Source organism: Fructobacillus fructosus KCTC 3544, assembly GCF_001438695.1.
Classification (GTDB): Bacteria; Bacillota; Bacilli; order Lactobacillales; family Lactobacillaceae; genus Fructobacillus; species Fructobacillus fructosus.
The window spans coordinates 84681-102164 of sequence record NZ_JQBH01000005.1 but is presented as its reverse complement, the minus strand read 5'-3'; the positions used below and the strand labels follow the sequence as shown (position 1 = coordinate 102164).

The window sequence follows — 17484 nt, the reverse complement described above, 5'->3', positions numbered from 1 at the left end:
GTCAACTACTTTTTATTGAGTTTTCTTGCCCTTCGACCTTTGCCGAAGCGCTTGTCCTTCGCAAGGAACAATAATTAGTATACTGACTTTCTTCCTCTTGGTCAATGCTTTTTTTCAAAAAAACAAACAAATCATAATTCATCTGTTATACCATTTAAAAAGCTGAGAAACATTCGTTTCTCAGCTTTTTATTTTTGGCATTCACATCAAATTGTTCGTTATTTTATAACCATTCAATGATTTGACCATCGCGACCATCTTTGACAGCTATTCCGTTTTCCCTTAAGGCATCACGCAACTCATCGGATAACGCGAAGTCCTTTTCCTTGCGTGCTTGTGCCCTATGCTCCAAAAGTCGCTTTACTTCGTCCGATAACTGATGCTCTTCCTCAAAATGATCAATTCCAAAAATATGCAGCCAGTTTTGCAGGTGGTTTTCAATCAGTTGCAATCCCGCTGCTGATTCACCTGCTTCAAGCGAACGGTTTGCCAAAGTCAGCGCTTCAAAGACAACCGTTAGTGCGTTCTCCACCCCAAAGTCGTCATCCATCGCGCCAATAAACCGCTCCTCCAACAAGTGCACCTGCTCCGCTAAGTCGGCAGACACCTCCCCCGTATTTCCAGCTTTCTTAGCCACGGCCCGCATCGTCCGGTAAATTTTTGTTAATTCCTGCTGAGCCTGATCCAAACGTGCGCGAGAATAAGCGACTGGACGGCGGTACTGTGTTTTGGCTAAGAAATACCGCAATCCCTGAGGGTCGATGGAGGGATCTTGCAACAAGTCATGAATCGTTACGAAATTCCCCAGCGATTTGGACATTTTCTCGTCGTTAATGTTCACAAAGCCATTATGCAACCAGTAGTTGACGAACGTCTTGCCATGGTAAGACTCAGACTGGGCCAACTCATTCGTATGGTGTGGAAAGACCAGGTCAATGCCGCCCGCATGAATATCAATGGTTTCACCCAAGAGAACGTCGTTCATTACTGAACACTCCAGGTGCCACCCTGGGCGTCCTGGTCCCCATGGCGATGGCCAGGAAGTGACATTCTCACGGACCTCTTTCTTCCAGAGAGCAAAGTCAGTTGGGTTTTCCTTTTCTTCCTGGTCATCCCCATCCAGACGGCCGGCAGCGTTCTTTTTTAATTCGTCCATGTTTTGGTGCGATAACACGGCGTAATTTTTAAACTGATTCGTCCGGAAATAGACGTTGCCGTTGACCTCGTAGGCCATCCCTTCCGCCATTAATTTTTCGACGAAGTGAACCATTTCTTCCATATATTGTGTGGCACGTGGCCGACTAGTCGCTGCCTCCACATTCAAAGCCGCTACGTCTTCCAAAAAGGCATCGGCGTATTTGTCAGCCACTTCTTCCTCAGTTAAGCCTTCCTTTTCACCCTGAGCAATGACTTTGTCACCCAAATCCGTAAAGTTTGAGACAAAATTTACGTCATAACCCCGCCATTCCAAATATTTCCGAATGGTGTCAAAGGCCACGGAAGAACGAGCATTCCCAATGTGGATGTAGTTGTATACCGTTGGTCCACAGAGATACATGCGCACCTTGCCGGGTTCGATTGGTGAAAAGATCTCTTTTTCCAAACTATAGGTGTTGTAGACACTTTGCATGCTTCTGCTTCCTTTTCGACTTTTTTCTTAATTATAACAAAAAGCGAGAACCAACCGGCTCTCGCTTTTATGTGATGATTACCCCTGATACTTAGCGATAACGTCATCCATTGTCTTCAGTACTTCTTCCTTATCTAAAAGAACAAGCAATTCTGGCAAGTTGGGACCTTGAATCTGATGGGTTGTGGCAATTCGGATTGGGTTCCAAAGATCACGTCCCTTGATTTCCAAGTCGTTTTGAATAGCACGAATCGTCTTCATGTAGGTGTCTGCATCAGTATCGTCAGGCAGTGCACGGTACGCATCATTCCAAGCAGCCAAGACCTTTTGACCGGCTTCTGACGTGAGGTAATCCGTCATTTCATCCGTGATTTCACCCAATTGGAAGAAAGGTTCACGCATCAAATCAACAATTTGACGAGTGTAAGAAATACCATCTACTCCGGCAACGTCAATGGCTTGGACTAACCAATCGTGCTTAGCCTTTGCCTCATCTTCCGTGATAAAACCGGCCTTGACCAATTCATCAATCAGTTGTGGCATAATCTTATCTTTTTCGCGACGAATCCACTGGTTGTTAATCCACTCCAGCTTCTTTTGATCGAACTTAGCGTTTGCTTTTGACAAACGGTGCTCGTCAAACATGTTCTTAAATTCTTCAAGGGAGAAGATTTCATCCTCACCCTTTGGTGACCAACCAAGCAAACCAATGAAATTATCAAGGGCTTCAGGTTGGTAACCCAATTCGCGGTACTGCTCCACGAACTGCAGAACATCGTTATCACGCTTAGACAACTTCTTACCAGTTGCTGCGTTGATGATTAGGGCCATGTGCCCGAACTTTGGAATATCCCAACCAAAGGCATCGTAAACCATCATTTGCTTTGGCGTGTTCGACACGTGATCATCCCCACGCAAAACGTGCGAAATTTTCATCAAGTGGTCATCAACCACAACCGCAAAGTTGTACGTTGGCATACCATCAGCTTTTTGGATAACCCAATCGCCACCAACTTCTTTTCCACCAATGGAAATGTGTCCCTTAACGATGTCGTCCCATTCGTAAACCTTTTCTTCAGGCACACGAATCCGAACAACGGGCTTCAATCCCTGCGCTTCATACTTAGCGTATTCAGCTTCACGCTCTTCTTGTGACATTCCCTCGTATTCGTACACATAGTGAGGAGCCTGCTTAGCCGCCTGTTGCGCTTCACGTTCAGCCTTCAATTGCTCTGAAGTCTTGTAGGACTTGTAAGCCAAACCACGCTTCAACAAATCATCGATGTAGGGTTGGTAAATTCCCTGTTCGTTACGTTCTGATTGGCGGTAAGGACCGTATTCACCAGGGTTTTCTGGTGATTCGTCCCAGTCCAAGCCCAACCACTTTAAGTTATCGAGTTGGGACTTTTCCCCGTCAGCAATGTTTCTGGCAGCGTCAGTATCTTCGATACGAATCACAAAAGTACCGTTGTAATGACGTGCAAAAAGCCAGTTAAACAGCGCCGTACGGGCGTTTCCAATATGCAAGTAGCCCGTTGGTGATGGGGCATAGCGGACACGAAAGTCGTCTGTCATGAATTCTTTTCTCCTAAGTCAGCTTAGCTGAAAATTTCTCTTAATTAGTATACAACAAAAAGGCCGTCTTTTCAGTCGAATCCCCGACTTTACCGGGTTTCTCAACCAAGGGCAAGTTGCAAGGCTTCCTTAATCGTGGAGACCCCGATGACCTTTAAGCCATCCGGCACGTTGACTCCGCCTAAATTGTTTTTGGGAACCACCGCCCTGGAAAAGCCAAGTTTCCGCGCTTCCTTCAAACGGCCTTCCAAATCAGTGACCGAACGAACTTCACCAGTCAACCCCAGTTCACCGATGAAAACATCCGATGCCGGTGACTCCTTATCCTGATAGGAAGAGGCAATCGCCACGGCAATCGCCAAGTCAATGGCTGGTTCATCCAGTTTCACACCCCCAGCCGCTTTCAAATAAGCATCCTGATTTTGCAACAACAGGTTAGCCCGTTTTTCCAAAACCGCCATAATCAGGGATACCCGGTTACGGTCCAAACCAGTGGCCGTTCGCTGCGCATTTCCAAAGACCGATGGTGTGACTAAGGCCTGCAGTTCAACCAGGATGGGTCGTTCCCCTTCCAAAGTCGCGACGATGGCAGAGCCAGTCGCTCCCGCCAACCGTTCTTCCAAGAAAATTTCCGAAGGATTGGCCACTTCAGCCAATCCCTTATCGCGCATTTCAAAGATTCCTAGTTCGTTCGTTGCACCAAAACGGTTTTTGACGGCCCGCAAGATACGGTATTTGTAGTGCCGATCGCCCTCAAAGTATAGAACTGTATCGACCATGTGTTCCAAAATCTTTGGACCAGCGATGGCGCCGCCCTTCGTTACGTGACCAACAATGAAAATGGAAATGTTGTTTGTCTTTGCAATTTGTAACAGGTCCGCCGTGACTTCTCGAATCTGCGCCACCGAACCAATCGGCGATGTCAAATCCGGTTCCTGCATCGTCTGAACGGAATCAATGACTAAGAAGTTCGGCTTCAGTTCTTCCACCTGTTTCTTGATTGCCTCCATATCCGTTTCGGGATAAAGGTAAAAGTCTTCCCCACCAACTTCCAACCGGTCCGCCCGCATCTTAACCTGTGTGGCGGATTCTTCTCCCGTCACGTAAAGGACTTTGCCATGGTTAGCCAACTGTCCAGACACCTGTAACAGGAGCGTGGACTTCCCAATTCCGGGATCGCCCCCAATCAAAACAAGGGTACCAGCAACCACACCACCGCCAAGCACACGGTTTAATTCTTGAAGATTCGTGGCGACTTTCGGTGTTTCTTCCAGCGAAACTTGGTTAATTTTTTGAACTTTAGCTGCTTTACCGTCTAGCCCAACTCGCGATTTTCGAGATTGAGTTTCCGGCTGAATTTTTTCTTCAACAAAAGTCCCCCACTCACCGCAGTTTGGGCAGCGACCCAAGTAGCGCGCTGAAATAAAGTCACAGTTCGAACAAATAAATTGTGTTTTCGTCTTGGCCACGAATTAGGCCTCCCCCGTTGATCCAAAACCGCCGGCACGGACAATCTTGATGTCATCTGCATCTTGGTCCGCTAACAAAAACGGCAAGAAAAGTCCCTGGCCAATCCGGTCGCCTTTCTTAATCTGTAAATCTTCATCCCCAAAATTCAAGAACTGGAAGAAAATTTCGCCTTCATTCTTTTCGTTATTGTAATAGTCAGCATCGACTACACCCACACCGTTTGGCATCATCAACTTTTTCTTGATGGGACCAGAGGAACGGGATACTAGCTGCAAGTACTCACCTTCTTGCATGTACGCTTTGATTCCAGTTGACACTAGGACCGGCTTCAGTGACTCTTGCAGGCCACATGCAGGAATGACTTTATCTTCTGCAGCTTCAAAGTCATAGCCCGCAGCTAACATCGTGGAACGCTTTGGTAAGTTCAACCCTGCCTCTTCATATTTTGTGACAACTTCAAATCCTCGTACCGGCATTTCGCGTTCCCTTCTTTTCTGCTAAACTTTACTTACATGATGACTACCATTATACGTCATTATTTTCATTTCAAAAAGGAGGAAGCACATGGCAATCATTCAAAAACCCGGTTGGTTCTACTACGAAAAGGACGGGGAACGTCTGGGAGAAGTTTCCTACTTAAAAGCAGCGCACAACCAGGTCCTCGTCTTGAATCACACCTACGTTGATCCCAGCCTACGTGGTCAAAACATCGCGCGCCAACTGGTCGATGCCGTCTGCGACCTAGCCCGTTCACAAGGCCAAAAAGTTCAACCCGACTGCCGCTACGCGGCGGCACTCTTCAAGCGTTACCAGGAGGATTATGCCGACGTGGCCTTAGAAGATGGTCCCAAAGCCAATTCCTGCTCAATTTAGTTCGTACTTCGATAGAAAAGGACCCCTATCACCACCTTTTTGGCCACTTTTATTTTCTCCATTCGTACTCTTGATTTACATTGATGTTTTTCTTCCATACGGCGTACTCAGCACTTGGTGACACTCAGTGATTTTCTTGCTAGAAAAGTCATAGACTATTTGGGTGGGAAATAATCATTAATTTTGTCGTTTTGAAATCACAGTTTCGAAACGACTTTTTTATTTTTAAAAATGCTACGATGCACACTTCAATACACTTTAAAGAAGTTTGTATCTCATTGTGTTCAAGCCCATTAAACAAGCGTTAGCCGGAACCAAAGAACTAACGGAGGAACTGTATACCGACCTTCTCTGAAATAATCACTCTCTTAATTAGTATTCCCAAAGTGTTGATCATGCCATTGTCCTGCGCATTGAAAAGCAAGATCATCAGCACAGCTTTCTGCAAATACAATTGGCACTGAATACGATTTACAAAGCCTTTCTTGTTGATTTACCTGATGATCATATCGAGCAATGTTTTAGTTAATTCCGCCAACAAAAAAACACGCCTGGCCAATTCTAATTAGCCATCGCGTGTTTTTTCTCTTTCAATTAACTACTTTTGACGTTATAGAACACATTTAATTAGCACCAAGGCCACAATAACCTGAATCAACCCAACCAAAAATCCGTAGGATAGAACCTTCGCACCACTATTTTTAATCGTCTCCCACTTTAAGTTGAGACCGATGGCAGCTAAATTGACAATTCCTAAAAAGCTAGAAGAGAACCGGACGGGCTGTTCAATATAGACTGGTAGCTTCAAAAGTGAATTAACAATGATTAAAAAGATAAAGGCAACGATGTACCAAGGCAAAATACTTGGTTTCTTTTCAACATCAACATCAGTAATGCCTCGCGACTTTGCAAAACGCGCAAAGAACATCACAACAACGACTAAGAGCATCACGCGGATGACCTTAAACAGTGTCGCATAAGTCACCACGCTCGCATTAATTAAGGAGGCAGTTCCTAAGACTTGTCCAACCGATTGCAAAGTCCCACCGACAATGGCCCCCATCTTAAAATTATCATGTGCGAGTAGAACGGGCGCAACCGTTGGCAGCGTGAACAACAGCAACATTCCCGTCAACGACACAGTGGCAATGGTTGTTCTTCTTTGATCGTCCGTTGCCCCAATAACCGGCGAAACACCGGCAATCGCGCTACTCCCACAGACGGCGTTCCCAGCCGACATAAGGAGACTGCTCTTAATGTCGGCTTTAAAGATCAGTCGGCCGACTAAGTAGGCCGTCGTAATGATAATGGCCATGTTAATGACGGCAAAGGCGACACCCCTCAAACCAACGTTTGTCAGTGTCGTCACGGTTAACGTGCCACCGAGCAAGGCAATGGATATTTCAATCGGATACTTTTCGGACCACTTAATGCCCGATGTATACTTTTTGTGTGAAAAAAGCGTGTTGCCCAATATAATTCCAAGAATCATTGCAATACTTTCAGCGCCAACGCTCGGTATGAAGATTGCCAAAACTTGCGAAATGATCGTCACGACCACCACCAAGGCGATTCCTAAATACTGTTCCTTACGTATTTTCAAAATAGTCCCCCATTCATTAATCGACGTGTTTTGAATTAACAAGCTAAGTATGACATAATTATTTTATTCTGTAATACGATTTTAATGCATTGTCTAATCGAAAAGGTCGATTAAAATGATACCGAATTTGAATACCTTTCTAACGGTTTATCAAACCAGAAGTTTCAATAAAGCGGCAGAAATTCTCTTTATATCCCAATCAACCGTGTCAACCCAAATCAAAAAGTTGGAAAACAAGTTGGGACAACCACTCTTCGTTCGTCATAAAAGAGAACAGGTTCGGCCAACCAGTGAAGGGGATCGGCTCTACCCCCAGGCGCTTGAAATAGTCACCAAATGGAACGACATCAAAAACGCCTTTACTAATCAATTAGGCGCAAAGGTTCAAATTGTAGCCTCGCATTCCGCAGCCCATTTAATCATTCCAGACATCATGCCTTTGATTGATAATGACCAGAGCAACATTTCAATAGCCGTTTCAAATTCGAACGATATACTAAGGGCCGTACTAGACGAAAAGGCCCAAATCGGCTTTGTCGAAAAACCCCTGAGTCACGAAAACATTGTTCAACTACCCATTTTCAATGATGAATTGGTTCTGGCTGGTGACTCTTCCAGCAAGACGCTCTTCATTCGAGAATTAGGTTCTGGTGTGCGCTTCTATAGTGACCGATATCTTCAAGAAAGCCATCCTGATCAGCATCTATTGGAAATTTCCGATAATAGCTTGATTCTCGACCTAGTTAAACGAGGTCTCGGCCAGTCCGTCCTCTCTAAAAACTTAATTGATCAAGACACGCCTTATCAGACTTTAGGGCCCCAATTTAAGCGGGAAATCAACCTCATCTATTCAAAGTCTGAAACCAGCTACCAAGTAAAAAAATTCATTTCAGCGATTAATCACTTATTTAAAAAGAAGGATTCCTAATCCAAAGCCTTTTACCAAAGCAAACAGCACTCAGACTACTTTATTTCTCATCATTGATGAAAAAGGTATGTTTTGTGCACAAAAACACGCCTCCAGCGATTTACTTCGCCAGAAGCGTGTTTTTATAATACTTATTTAGAAGTAATTCCTAATTACTTCTTTGCCTTCTTTTCTTCGATGGCAGAGATAACAACCTTACCATCAACCAAGTCGGCGGACAATTCCTTCTTATCAGGGTTGTCCAAGTAGAAGTCCGTTACTTGGTCACGGATTTGTTGCTCGATAACACGGCGCAATGGACGTGCACCAAGGGCTTCATCATAACCATCTTCAATCAAGTGCTCCTTGACTTCGTCAGAGATTGTCAACGTGATATCCTTCTTAGCCAACGTTTCGTTAACATCGTCTAACATCAAGTTAACAATTTGCTTCAAGTCATGCTTCGTCAAAGCCGAGAATTCAACCACACCGTTGAAACGGTTCAAGAATTCTGGACGGAAGAAGTGTGATAAGCGATCCATCAAATCGCCCTTTTCGACTTCCTTGTTACCGAAGCCGGCGTTCGAAGTGGCGATAACAACCGTGTTCTTGAAGTTAACCACGTTTCCTTGACCGTCCGTCAAACGACCATCATCCAAGACCTGCAAGAGCAAAGTCAAGACTTGTGGGTTGGCCTTTTCAATTTCATCCAAGAGGACGATTGAGTAAGGATTACGACGAACTTTTTCAGTCAAAGTGTGTGAGTTATCATCATAACCAACGTATCCGGCAGTGGCACCAATCAACTTTGAAACGGCTGTTTGGTCAGAGTATTCTGACATGTCCAAACGGATAATGGATTCTTTCGTACCGAAGAGATCCTTAGCCAATTGCTTTGCCAATTCCGTCTTACCAACACCAGTAGGTCCGACGAAGAGGAATGATCCAATTGGACGGTTTCCTTCATCAAATCCAGCACGGTTACGACGGATTGCGCGAGCAACCATGTTAACCGCTTCATCTTGACCGATTACCTTTCCGGCCAAGCGCTTGTCAATTTGCTTCAAGTGTTCAATATCTGAAGCACCCATCTGTGAAACAGGAATTCCAGTCAAACGCTCAACAGACTTGGCAACGTCGTTAGGAGTTGCGGTTACCTTCTTGGCTTCCTTTGTCTCCTTCAATTCGTGCTTGATGTCTTTGATTTGCTTCTTGATTGACAAAGCCTTCTCGTAATCCTCTTCGGCTACGACGCGGTCTTGTTCAGCTTGCAAATCAGCCAAACGCTTTTCAAGTGAAACCTTGTCCGTTGCGGGGTTCTTCGCTGACAAGTGAGCGGCCGTCATATCAATCAAATCAATGGCCTTATCAGGCAATGAACGCTGTGGAATGTATTGCACTGAGTAATCCACGGCTGCCTTCAAAACATCATCAGGCAAAGCCACGTTGTGGTGCTTCTCGTACAATGGCGCAATACCCTTCAAAATCTTCAAGGTATCTTCCGCAGAAGGAGCGTTGACTTTCACTTCATTGAAACGACGGGCCAAGGCAGCGTTCTTCAAAATCGTGTTCCGGTATTCGTCTTGGGTAGTGGCACCAATCAATGACAACTCACCACGTGACAAAGCTGGCTTCAAGATATCAGCCAATCCCTTACCACCTTCGCCGTCACCGGTTGAACCGGCACCAAGGATTTGGTGGATTTCATCGAAGAAGAGGACAACGTTTCCAGCCTTCTTAACTTCGTCAATCAACTTTTGAACGTTCTCTTCGAAGGCACCACGGTACTGGGTACCAGCTTCCAACTGAGAAATGTCAATTGAGTAAATCTGCTTGTCTTGGATAGCGGCAGGAACGTCATCGGCAACAATTGCCTGTGCCAAACCTTCGATAACCGCCGTCTTACCAACACCGGCATCCCCAACCAAAACTGGGTTGTTCTTTGTACGACGAGATAAAATCTCAGCCGTCTCTTGGATTTCCTTGTTACGTCCAATCACTGGGTCGAGCAAGCCATCCTTAGCTTCTTGAGTCAAGTTACGGCCAAGCTTTTGGAGCATGCCGTCTTGCTTTACTTTACCAGCTTGTTGACTAGCACGACCGTTCCCGGCAGTTTGTGCTTGGTCCATGTTTGGCAACTTACCTGTTTGCTTGTATTGTGCAAACTCTTCAGGGGTAACTTCCCGTCCGTTGATGAGGTAACGACGGTTTTCAGAGTTCATGCCACCGAGGCCGCCCATCATGTTGTTAAAAATATCATTCATATCTGAGTTAAAAGGATCGTTTTGGTATGCCATAATCTTACCTACCTTTATTTATAGTTTATTATTTGACTCGGTTACTATCATCTTGCACTTCACTATAGCCCTCTTCAAGTTCCTGCAGAACTTGCCACATCGCGAGATGCTGAGCCTTAGCTAATGCATCCAAGTCGCGAACGTTCATCGACGTTGCTTGCGACTGATCTTTATTAAAAGACCGATGGATGGTGGTGTAGCCATATCCTGATTGCTTGGACACTCGATAAATCGTTAACGATTTATCGTCCAAGTAACGCTTAATATTGAATCGAACCATATGCAGCCTCCATTTCACTATTTGCTGTCATATTCTTTACCATCCTGTAACCACCTCAACAATTAGTATAACACATCTGTGTTATAACACAAGTGTGCTATATCTATTTTTTAAAATTTCCATTAAACTAGAAGAAACAATACCAGAAAGCAGGATGCTGACTGGTTTTTCTTTATTTTTCCTATTTAAGAGGTAAGCCCGTGGCGAACAAACGTTTTGAAATCGAACTACCAAAAGAAGCTGTTGATGAGCTCCATCTCAAGGATGGCGAGCAATTCGATATTCAGGTTAGCAACCAAGCCTTTAAAGTCTTACCAAATCGAAAAACGGAACAAAATCAAAACCAGCAACTGTCCATCCGTCGCTTTTTAATTCCCTCTATTTTAGCTAGCGCTTTCTTTGCCTTCTTTACTATTTGGCAAAATGAAAACCTAGTGCCACTGACTGGGACAAACTCCATCGCCACTTGGGTGATTTTCTTAGGCGAAATCACCGGAATGGCGACCTTTATGTATACCCATCTTCAAAGTATCCGGATAATGGTCGATCCAGTCAAGAAAAAAGTCGCCCGCCGCTTGGCCCCAACCCTTTTCTTTTCCTTCGCCCTCATTCAGGCCTTCACTTCCGTTGCCCTCTTCTGGGCCATCGGCTATCTGTTTCAGGCGGCCTCCTTTGATTCTCTAACAGCAACACTCATTTTCTTCATCTTCATTTCGGTCGAAAACTACGTCATGATTTACTCAGCGACGTTAATCTCGACGACTTTCATGATGTTTTTGCTCATTATCACCATTGTTTGTGGTGTTTTGGTGGCCATGGTCACCAATTCGCGCCTCCTCTGGTGGCAGCACAACTTTTCTTTTCTCGGCACGGCCAAGGCTGACTTTTCATGGACTTTTAACGCCACATTGATGGTGGCTGGATTGCTTTGGGCAACCTTAATCGATTACCTCTTTGTCCCCATCCAGAACCGAATCCCCAGAAACTGGCGACTCATTTTACTACGTGCTTTTTTGACTTTTGATGCACTTTGTCTCTTTGCCATCGGCGCTCTGCCAAACGACCCCGGCATTTTGCACATTGCCCATGACACCGCCGCCAATTTTTTGATTCTCGGCACCGGCCTACCGATGATTAGCATCCGCTTCTTATTACCCAATGCCTCACGGGAGTTCTTTATCTTCTCCTTTTCAACGGCTATTGGTATGTTGCTATCCTCGCTTCTTTTTTACGGCATCCATTATTTCTCACTAACAGCCTTTGAAATCTTCGTGCTAACGATGGGCATTTCCTGGCTATTACTACTCATGCAAAACATTCACGAACTGTACGAAATAAAAGACAATACTTATTCCTTTACACTCAAAGCCCTCAACTAGGAGAGATTATGTCAGCATACCAAAAGAACATTAAATCAAAAAAACAAACCGCTAAAGGTCCAGACACTCACCGACGCTACCAGCCCCGTCAGGGCGAGGTTTCTGTCAAAGTCGGTCAAAAGTTTCCCTTAACAATCAAGCGCATGGGCATTAATGGAGAGGGAATCGGCTATTTCAAACGTAAAATCACCTTCATTCCCGGCGCATTGCCTGGTGAAGTAGTTACCGCAAAAGTCACCAAGGTTACCGATAAATACTTAGAGGCCAAGATCGTGACAGTCCGTGAACCTTCGCCTGACCGAGTGGTACCCGAGGACCCTGCCGCTGACCTAGTCGGTGGTTTTGAATTGGCTCACCTCTCTTATCCGGCCCAACTGGCCTTCAAAAAGGACTTAATCGTTCAAGCACTGGAAAAGTTCCAACCAAAAGGCTTTCAACAGATTCAGATTCTAGACACTTTGGGCATGGCTAATCCCACCCATTATCGTAATAAGGCTTCGTTACCAATCCGTAAGCTGAAAGGCCAGCTGACCATTGGTCTTTACAAGCGGGGCACCCATGACTTGGTTGACCTACCCGAAATGGCCACTCAAGATCCTCGTACGCTAAAGATTATCCGCCACCTTGGACAAATTCTTGACAAACATTCACTCTCCTTTTACAACGAAAAAACCAAGAAGGGATTAGTGAAAACACTCATCGTTCGGACTAACGAAGAGGGACAGGCCCAGGCCACCATTGTGACCACGGACGATCGATTGCCAGATGAAGACCTCATTATTCAGGACGTTCAGAAGGAACTACCAGAAGTTCAAGGCCTCTTTCAAAATCTAAATGACGGTAGCAACTCGCTCATTTGGGGTGATGAAACTTGGAAACTCTGGGGATCTGACTATCTAAAAGAGGATATCTTGGGCTTAACGTTTAACTTTTCCCCAAGAGCCTTTCTGCAACTCAACTATGAGCAGATGGAAAAAACCTACGAAGTGGCGCTGTCCGCTCTCGATTTGCAGTCAACCGACCGTTTGGTCGACGCCTACGCCGGAGTCGGTACGTTAGGTCTTTCCATGGCTTACAAAGTCAAAGAAGTCCGCGGGATGGAAATCATCCCCGAAGCCGTGGCCGATGCCGAACTGAATGCTCAAGAAAACGGGATTCAAAACGCCCACTACGAAGTCGGTTCCGCCGACCGCGTCTTTAAGAGCTGGGCCAAGGATGGTTTCAAGCCAACGGCCCTAGTCGTTGACCCACCCCGTCCGGGCCTAGAGGTTGACTTAAAACGCGCCATCCTCAAAGCCCGACCAGAAAAGTTTGTCTATATTTCTTGCAATCCTTCGACTTTAGCACGTGACCTACGGGATTTGGATTCCGCTTACAGGGTTGATTACATCCAGCCCGTCGACATGTTTCCGCAAACGCCACGCTGGGAAGGTGTCGTTAAGCTGAGCTTAAAGTAGACTTTATCACCCTTTTTATTACACAGGAGGCAGTTTACATGCTTAATCATGATGGACAGTACTTCGAGCTTTCCTTCAAACAATTTCTTTTTTATTTCATCCTATCGTTAACGCTCGATGCGCTCGGAAACGGCCTCTCCGTTTCTACCAACTTGGGTTCCGCGCCCTGGACAGCTGGCGCCGCGAACTTAGCTAACGTGACGGGCCTCCCCATCACCTTATTTTTGGCCCTAACAACTGTCTTAGTGGCCGTTGCCAACATGTTCTTTGCTCACAAACTTGATTGGCGCCGCTTCTTCGGAAACATTCTCTTTGGCCTGCTTTTCTCATTTCTGGCTGGCTTCTTTACAGGATTTTTCAATCTTTTCCATCTAGTTGCCTACCCACTCTGGGCCAAAATTATTTTGGACATGATTGGTCTAACCACCATCGGCATTGGGATTTCCATTTACCAGCGCGTCAATGTCATCTTGCATCCCATCGATGATTTGACCAACATTCTCCGTTTTTCTTACTTCCACGGATCAGCACCGAAAGCCCAAATGTCCAACTTCGTCGTTGGAATTATGATTTCCTTAGTTTGTTGGTTGCTTTCCGGAACCGTTGTTGCCCTAAACATCGGAACCGCCTTTGCCTTCTTCTGTCAGGGACCAATCATCGCCTGGTCAGACCGCCATATCTTTCCGATGCTTGTTCACGGAAACTTGGACAAGTCTCATAAGGATATACCACAACAACCCCACTAATCAAAATAAAAGGAAGCCAATCATTAGACATGATTGGCTTCCTTTTTTACCTTATTTGTATTGGAAAAAACGCTTTGATAAATCAAGAACAACCCGATTATTCAATATCCAATAGGTCAACACCAGTTGAATTGGATAAAAAATCACGGACTTCAGCAAGCGTGGTGAAAGCATCCCCATAAATACCGACCATGAATGGTGAGGCGAGTATAAGAACATAATCGCCAGGGTATTAATCACGAGATTAATTAACACCGTAATAGCCAAAACGGCCAGCGCAATGGTTAGCCAAGACAGCTTTTGATCTTGGCGCTCCCGATAAAAGAAAGCACCATAGATTAAACCAGCCAAAGCAACCCCAATCGCCATCACCGGCGACCAGGTCCCTCCCGAGATAAAGGTGACTTTAACAAAGTCCGACAAAACCATGACCAGCATAGTCCAGATGGGACCAAACCACTTTCCCATCAAAGAGGATGCCAGGAACACAAACGAGATTCGAAGAATCTGCGTTGTGATTGATACCCGACCCAAGATGAAGGAAAGGGCGATCAGAGCAGCCAGTAAAACCAGTTGCTGGACGGACAAGATGGGCAGTCCCCACCTTGAAAAACGCGTGCGTGTATTGTTCATATGATTGAACCTCCTCAAAGGAACGTTCACCTGGATTGGTGAATGCGAAACCCGTACCGCACATTAACTGTTTCGTCGCTGGCCCACATTCCGTTTCCAGCGCACTTAACGCACGGGTTCCTACCCCATAAATTGTTGGCGTTCGCTAGCAGAACGCCGCTTCCTATTATAGCAGGTTTTATAAAAGCCCCTCGACCAAAGTCATTTCGAAAAGCTCCTAAAATACCTATGCTATACTAAATAAAACAATCAATACAATATCCCAACTTATAAAGGAGACAATTTCATGAAAAAGTTCCTCGAAAAACACTTTATCTGGTTTTTATTGGCCATCATGGTACTTGAGGGACTCAACTTGTTCAGCCCACTTGGCAAAAATCCGATTATTAGTATTTTCTTCAATCTGGCAATCTTAATCTGTTCCGTCCTTCTTATAATTGGCGTCCGTTCGAATAAGAAGAAATAATTATTAATCACTTCGATGACCATTCGTCATATAGGCCAAGTAACTTGCTAGAGAAAGGGGCTACTATTATAATAAAGGCAAAGGAAAAAGCGACTGAGCGCTAACTCAACCGCTTTAAGTAGACCCACAAAGTGGTGGCGGCCCCTTTTAATAATGACTTAGTAATCATCTCGACCGGTCAAAGCGGAGATGGTTATTTTTTTTGGCTTAACTTAATAAGTTCAACAACTAACGTGATGAGCATGACGATAAGAATCGCAAAAGCTACCACCAGTTGAAGAGTGTCCATCACTGGAACCACCCAGGCACCTCCTTTCCATAGGATTGAACGTTATGGTCGTTGACCATACGCATCACCTCCTCTTAGGGGGAGCGCCACCATCTTCACTTGTCTACTATGCCGTCATTATAGCAATCAAAAAAATAAAAATCATCGATTATCCCTATTATGCCAACGTTTATTGAAAATCTAAGTTTTAAAAAAGGACAGGTTGATTACCTGTCCTTTTCATTTACATCTTTGCTTCCAAATCAACGTCCGGATATTTATCCTTAAACCAATTCAAAGCAAATTGGTTTTCAAAAAGGAAGACTGGCCGGTCATAGCGGTCTTTCACCAAAAGGTTACGTGATGAGGCCATCTTTTCGTCAACCTGGTCTGGGTTGATCCAACGTGCGACCTTTGAACCGATTGGTTCGAATTGAATGGCCACGTTGTATTCGTTTTCCATTCGGAATTTAAACACTTCGAACTGCAATTGTCCGACAGCACCAAGAATGTATTCGTTGGAGTTCCAAGACTTATAAAGCTGAATCGTTCCTTCCTGTACCAACTGGGTGATTCCCTTGTGGTAGGACTTCTGCTTCATGACATCCTTAGCAATGACTTTGTTAAAGTATTCTGGCGTGAAGGTTGGTAAATCAGGGAAAGTCAGCTTTTTCTTACCCGAATAAATCGTGTCACCAATCTGGAAATTCCCGGTATCGTAGACCCCAATGATATCGCCAGGAACGGCATCTTGAACGTTTTCACGTTCTTCGGCCATGAACTGGGTCACGTTGGCCAAACGAAGCTTCTTGCCTGTTCGAGACAATGTGACATCCATCCCCTTCTTGAATTCACCCGACACAATCCGTACGAAGGCGATGCGGTCACGATGTCGGGGATCCATGTTGGCCTGAATCTTAAAGACAAAACCTGAGAACTGGTCATTGGTTGGCTCAATTAACTGATCATCAACCGTTTCAACGGCAGCTGGTTCCGGTGCGTACTGCAAGTATTGCTCCAAGAATTCCGTCACACCGAAGTTAGCCAATGCAGATCCAAAGAAGACCGGGGTCAATTTTCCATGTTCCACGGCATCCTTGTCAAAGTCGTTTCCAGCATCTTCAAGCAATTCCACTTCATCCATCCCCTCAGCCATCACTTCGGGCTGGTCAGAAGCGTTTTTAAACGGAATTAATTCCTTTTGGCGTAGATCGTAAATTCCTTGCAAAATCTGTCCCGAACCAATGGGCCAATTCATCGGGAAGGCTTGGATTCCAAGCGTCGTTTCCAATTCATCAACCAAGTCCAACGGTGCTCGAGCGTCGCGGTCAATCTTGTTAAAGAAGGTAAAGACCGGAATCCCACGCTTTGAGACAATCTCAAAGAGTTTCTTTGTCTGGGGCTCGATTCCCTTGGCCGCATCGACAACCATGACAACCGAATCCACGGCCATCAACGTTCGATACGTGTCTTCCGAGAAATCTTCGTGTCCTGGTGTGTCCAGAATGTTAATTCGCTTCCCATCGTAGTCAAACTGCAAGACAGAAGAGGTAACCGAAATTCCACGCTGCTGCTCGATGGCCATCCAATCAGATGAAGCCAGCTTCTTCGCGCCACGCCCCTTGACCGTTCCCGCTTCACGAATCACACCACCATGGAGCAAAAGTTGCTCCGTCAAAGTCGTTTTACCCGCATCAGGGTGAGAGATAATGGCGAATGTTCGCCTTGTTTTCAATGCTTCTTTAAAGTCTGTCATAATATCCTTATTCTACCGGAAAAAAGCAGCTAGGGCTAGACGCAATGTCTGCCTTAGCTGCTTTTTGTGGATTCTTTATGAGAAGAAATTTCTTTACGAACTTGTCTTTCGTTTAATTTAGAAAAGCTATTCTAACTTAAACCT

General features: G+C 45.2%; 15 protein-coding genes and 1 riboswitch. Of the genes, 5 read left to right on the top strand and 10 right to left on the bottom strand.

Annotated elements, in window-relative coordinates:
- Positions 1-223: 223 nt before the first annotated feature.
- The 4 genes from cysS to IV71_RS03390 all read right to left on the bottom strand — a co-directional run bounded on the left by cysS (position 224) and on the right by IV71_RS03390 (position 5151).
- On the bottom strand, positions 224-1630 hold the full coding sequence (gene cysS, locus IV71_RS03405; protein WP_010691987.1) for a cysteine--tRNA ligase: 1407 nt from the start codon (positions 1628-1630) through the stop codon (positions 224-226).
- Between the two features lie 78 nt (positions 1631-1708).
- A complete protein-coding gene (gene gltX / locus IV71_RS03400) occupies positions 1709-3205 on the bottom strand; it encodes a glutamate--tRNA ligase (protein WP_010691988.1) in 1497 nt (498 codons plus the stop codon).
- A 101-nt stretch (positions 3206-3306) separates the two neighbouring features.
- Positions 3307-4674 carry a DNA repair protein RadA gene (gene radA, locus IV71_RS03395; RefSeq protein ID WP_010691989.1) on the bottom strand — a complete coding sequence of 456 codons (1368 nt, stop codon included), beginning with the start codon at positions 4672-4674 and terminating at the stop codon, positions 3307-3309.
- A 3-nt stretch (positions 4675-4677) separates the two neighbouring features.
- Complete coding sequence (locus IV71_RS03390; protein WP_010691990.1) at positions 4678-5151, bottom strand: dCTP deaminase/dUTPase family protein; 474 nt, start codon at positions 5149-5151, stop codon at positions 4678-4680.
- Positions 5152-5239: 88 nt separating this feature from the next.
- Between IV71_RS03390 and IV71_RS03385 the strand changes: the two genes are divergently transcribed.
- Positions 5240-5548, top strand: a complete 309-nt coding sequence (locus IV71_RS03385; protein ID WP_010691991.1) for a GNAT family N-acetyltransferase — start codon at positions 5240-5242, stop codon at positions 5546-5548.
- A 610-nt stretch (positions 5549-6158) separates the two neighbouring features.
- On the opposite strand, the gene IV71_RS03380 is transcribed toward IV71_RS03385, so the two are convergent.
- Complete coding sequence (locus IV71_RS03380) at positions 6159-7151, bottom strand: YeiH family protein (RefSeq protein WP_010691993.1); 993 nt, start codon at positions 7149-7151, stop codon at positions 6159-6161.
- Between the two features lie 115 nt (positions 7152-7266).
- Between IV71_RS03380 and IV71_RS03375 the strand changes: the two genes are divergently transcribed.
- Positions 7267-8079: a LysR family transcriptional regulator gene (locus IV71_RS03375; RefSeq protein ID WP_010691994.1), complete on the top strand. Its 813-nt coding sequence runs from the start codon at positions 7267-7269 to the stop codon at positions 8077-8079.
- A 152-nt stretch (positions 8080-8231) separates the two neighbouring features.
- On the opposite strand, the gene IV71_RS03370 is transcribed toward IV71_RS03375, so the two are convergent.
- Together IV71_RS03370 and IV71_RS03365 are read right to left on the bottom strand one after the other, a co-directional pair.
- Complete coding sequence (locus IV71_RS03370) at positions 8232-10355, bottom strand: AAA family ATPase (protein ID WP_010691995.1); 2124 nt, start codon at positions 10353-10355, stop codon at positions 8232-8234.
- A gap of 28 nt (positions 10356-10383) precedes the next feature.
- On the bottom strand, positions 10384-10635 hold the full coding sequence (locus IV71_RS03365; protein ID WP_010691996.1) for a hypothetical protein: 252 nt from the start codon (positions 10633-10635) through the stop codon (positions 10384-10386).
- Between the two features lie 200 nt (positions 10636-10835).
- Here IV71_RS03365 and IV71_RS03360 point away from each other — a divergent pair, with 200 nt between their 5' ends.
- From IV71_RS03360 to IV71_RS03350, 3 genes are read left to right on the top strand one after another with little or no spacing between them, the layout of a single operon-like run.
- The gene (locus tag IV71_RS03360) at positions 10836-12014 is read left to right on the top strand and encodes a DUF998 domain-containing protein (protein ID WP_010691997.1); all 1179 of its coding nucleotides are present in this window, start codon (positions 10836-10838) and stop codon (positions 12012-12014) included.
- 8 nt (positions 12015-12022) lie between these two features.
- Complete coding sequence (gene rlmD, locus IV71_RS03355) at positions 12023-13471, top strand: 23S rRNA (uracil(1939)-C(5))-methyltransferase RlmD (RefSeq protein WP_010691998.1); 1449 nt, start codon at positions 12023-12025, stop codon at positions 13469-13471.
- 38 nt (positions 13472-13509) lie between these two features.
- Positions 13510-14217 carry a YczE/YyaS/YitT family protein gene (locus IV71_RS03350; protein ID WP_010691999.1) on the top strand — a complete coding sequence of 236 codons (708 nt, stop codon included), beginning with the start codon at positions 13510-13512 and terminating at the stop codon, positions 14215-14217.
- 51 nt (positions 14218-14268) lie between these two features.
- Here the strand turns inward: IV71_RS03350 and IV71_RS03345 are convergent, their stop codons facing one another.
- From IV71_RS03345 to IV71_RS03335, 3 genes are all read right to left on the bottom strand, one after another.
- Positions 14269-14850 carry a folate family ECF transporter S component gene (locus tag IV71_RS03345; protein WP_010692000.1) on the bottom strand — a complete coding sequence of 194 codons (582 nt, stop codon included), beginning with the start codon at positions 14848-14850 and terminating at the stop codon, positions 14269-14271.
- Positions 14851-14884: 34 nt separating this feature from the next.
- Positions 14885-14980, bottom strand: a riboswitch (THF riboswitch).
- Positions 14981-15509: 529 nt separating this feature from the next.
- Positions 15510-15605, bottom strand: a complete 96-nt coding sequence (locus IV71_RS08550) for a putative holin-like toxin (protein WP_010692002.1) — start codon at positions 15603-15605, stop codon at positions 15510-15512.
- 223 nt (positions 15606-15828) lie between these two features.
- Positions 15829-17340, bottom strand: coding sequence for a peptide chain release factor 3 (locus tag IV71_RS03335; RefSeq protein ID WP_010692003.1), 1512 nt, complete (start codon positions 17338-17340; stop codon positions 15829-15831).
- Positions 17341-17484 lie beyond the last annotated feature (144 nt).

Bases quoted from the DNA above. Each gene is read 5' to 3' on its own strand.
- cysS (WP_010691987.1), bottom strand. From the start codon at position 1,630: ATGCAAAGTGTCTACAACACCTATAGTTTGGAAAAAGAGATCTTTTCA.
- gltX (WP_010691988.1), bottom strand. From the start codon at position 3,205: ATGACAGACGACTTTCGTGTCCGCTATGCCCCATCACCAACGGGCTAC.
- IV71_RS03390 (WP_010691990.1), bottom strand. From the start codon at position 5,151: ATGCCGGTACGAGGATTTGAAGTTGTCACAAAATATGAAGAGGCAGGG.
- IV71_RS03385 (WP_010691991.1), top strand. From the start codon at position 5,240: ATGGCAATCATTCAAAAACCCGGTTGGTTCTACTACGAAAAGGACGGG.
- IV71_RS03375 (WP_010691994.1), top strand. From the start codon at position 7,267: ATGATACCGAATTTGAATACCTTTCTAACGGTTTATCAAACCAGAAGT.
- IV71_RS03370 (WP_010691995.1), bottom strand. From the start codon at position 10,355: ATGGCATACCAAAACGATCCTTTTAACTCAGATATGAATGATATTTTT.
- IV71_RS03365 (WP_010691996.1), bottom strand. From the start codon at position 10,635: ATGGTTCGATTCAATATTAAGCGTTACTTGGACGATAAATCGTTAACG.
- rlmD (WP_010691998.1), top strand. From the start codon at position 12,023: ATGTCAGCATACCAAAAGAACATTAAATCAAAAAAACAAACCGCTAAA.
- IV71_RS03350 (WP_010691999.1), top strand. From the start codon at position 13,510: ATGCTTAATCATGATGGACAGTACTTCGAGCTTTCCTTCAAACAATTT.
- IV71_RS03345 (WP_010692000.1), bottom strand. From the start codon at position 14,850: ATGAACAATACACGCACGCGTTTTTCAAGGTGGGGACTGCCCATCTTG.
- IV71_RS08550 (WP_010692002.1), bottom strand. From the start codon at position 15,605: ATGGACACTCTTCAACTGGTGGTAGCTTTTGCGATTCTTATCGTCATG.
- IV71_RS03335 (WP_010692003.1), bottom strand. From the start codon at position 17,340: ATGACAGACTTTAAAGAAGCATTGAAAACAAGGCGAACATTCGCCATT.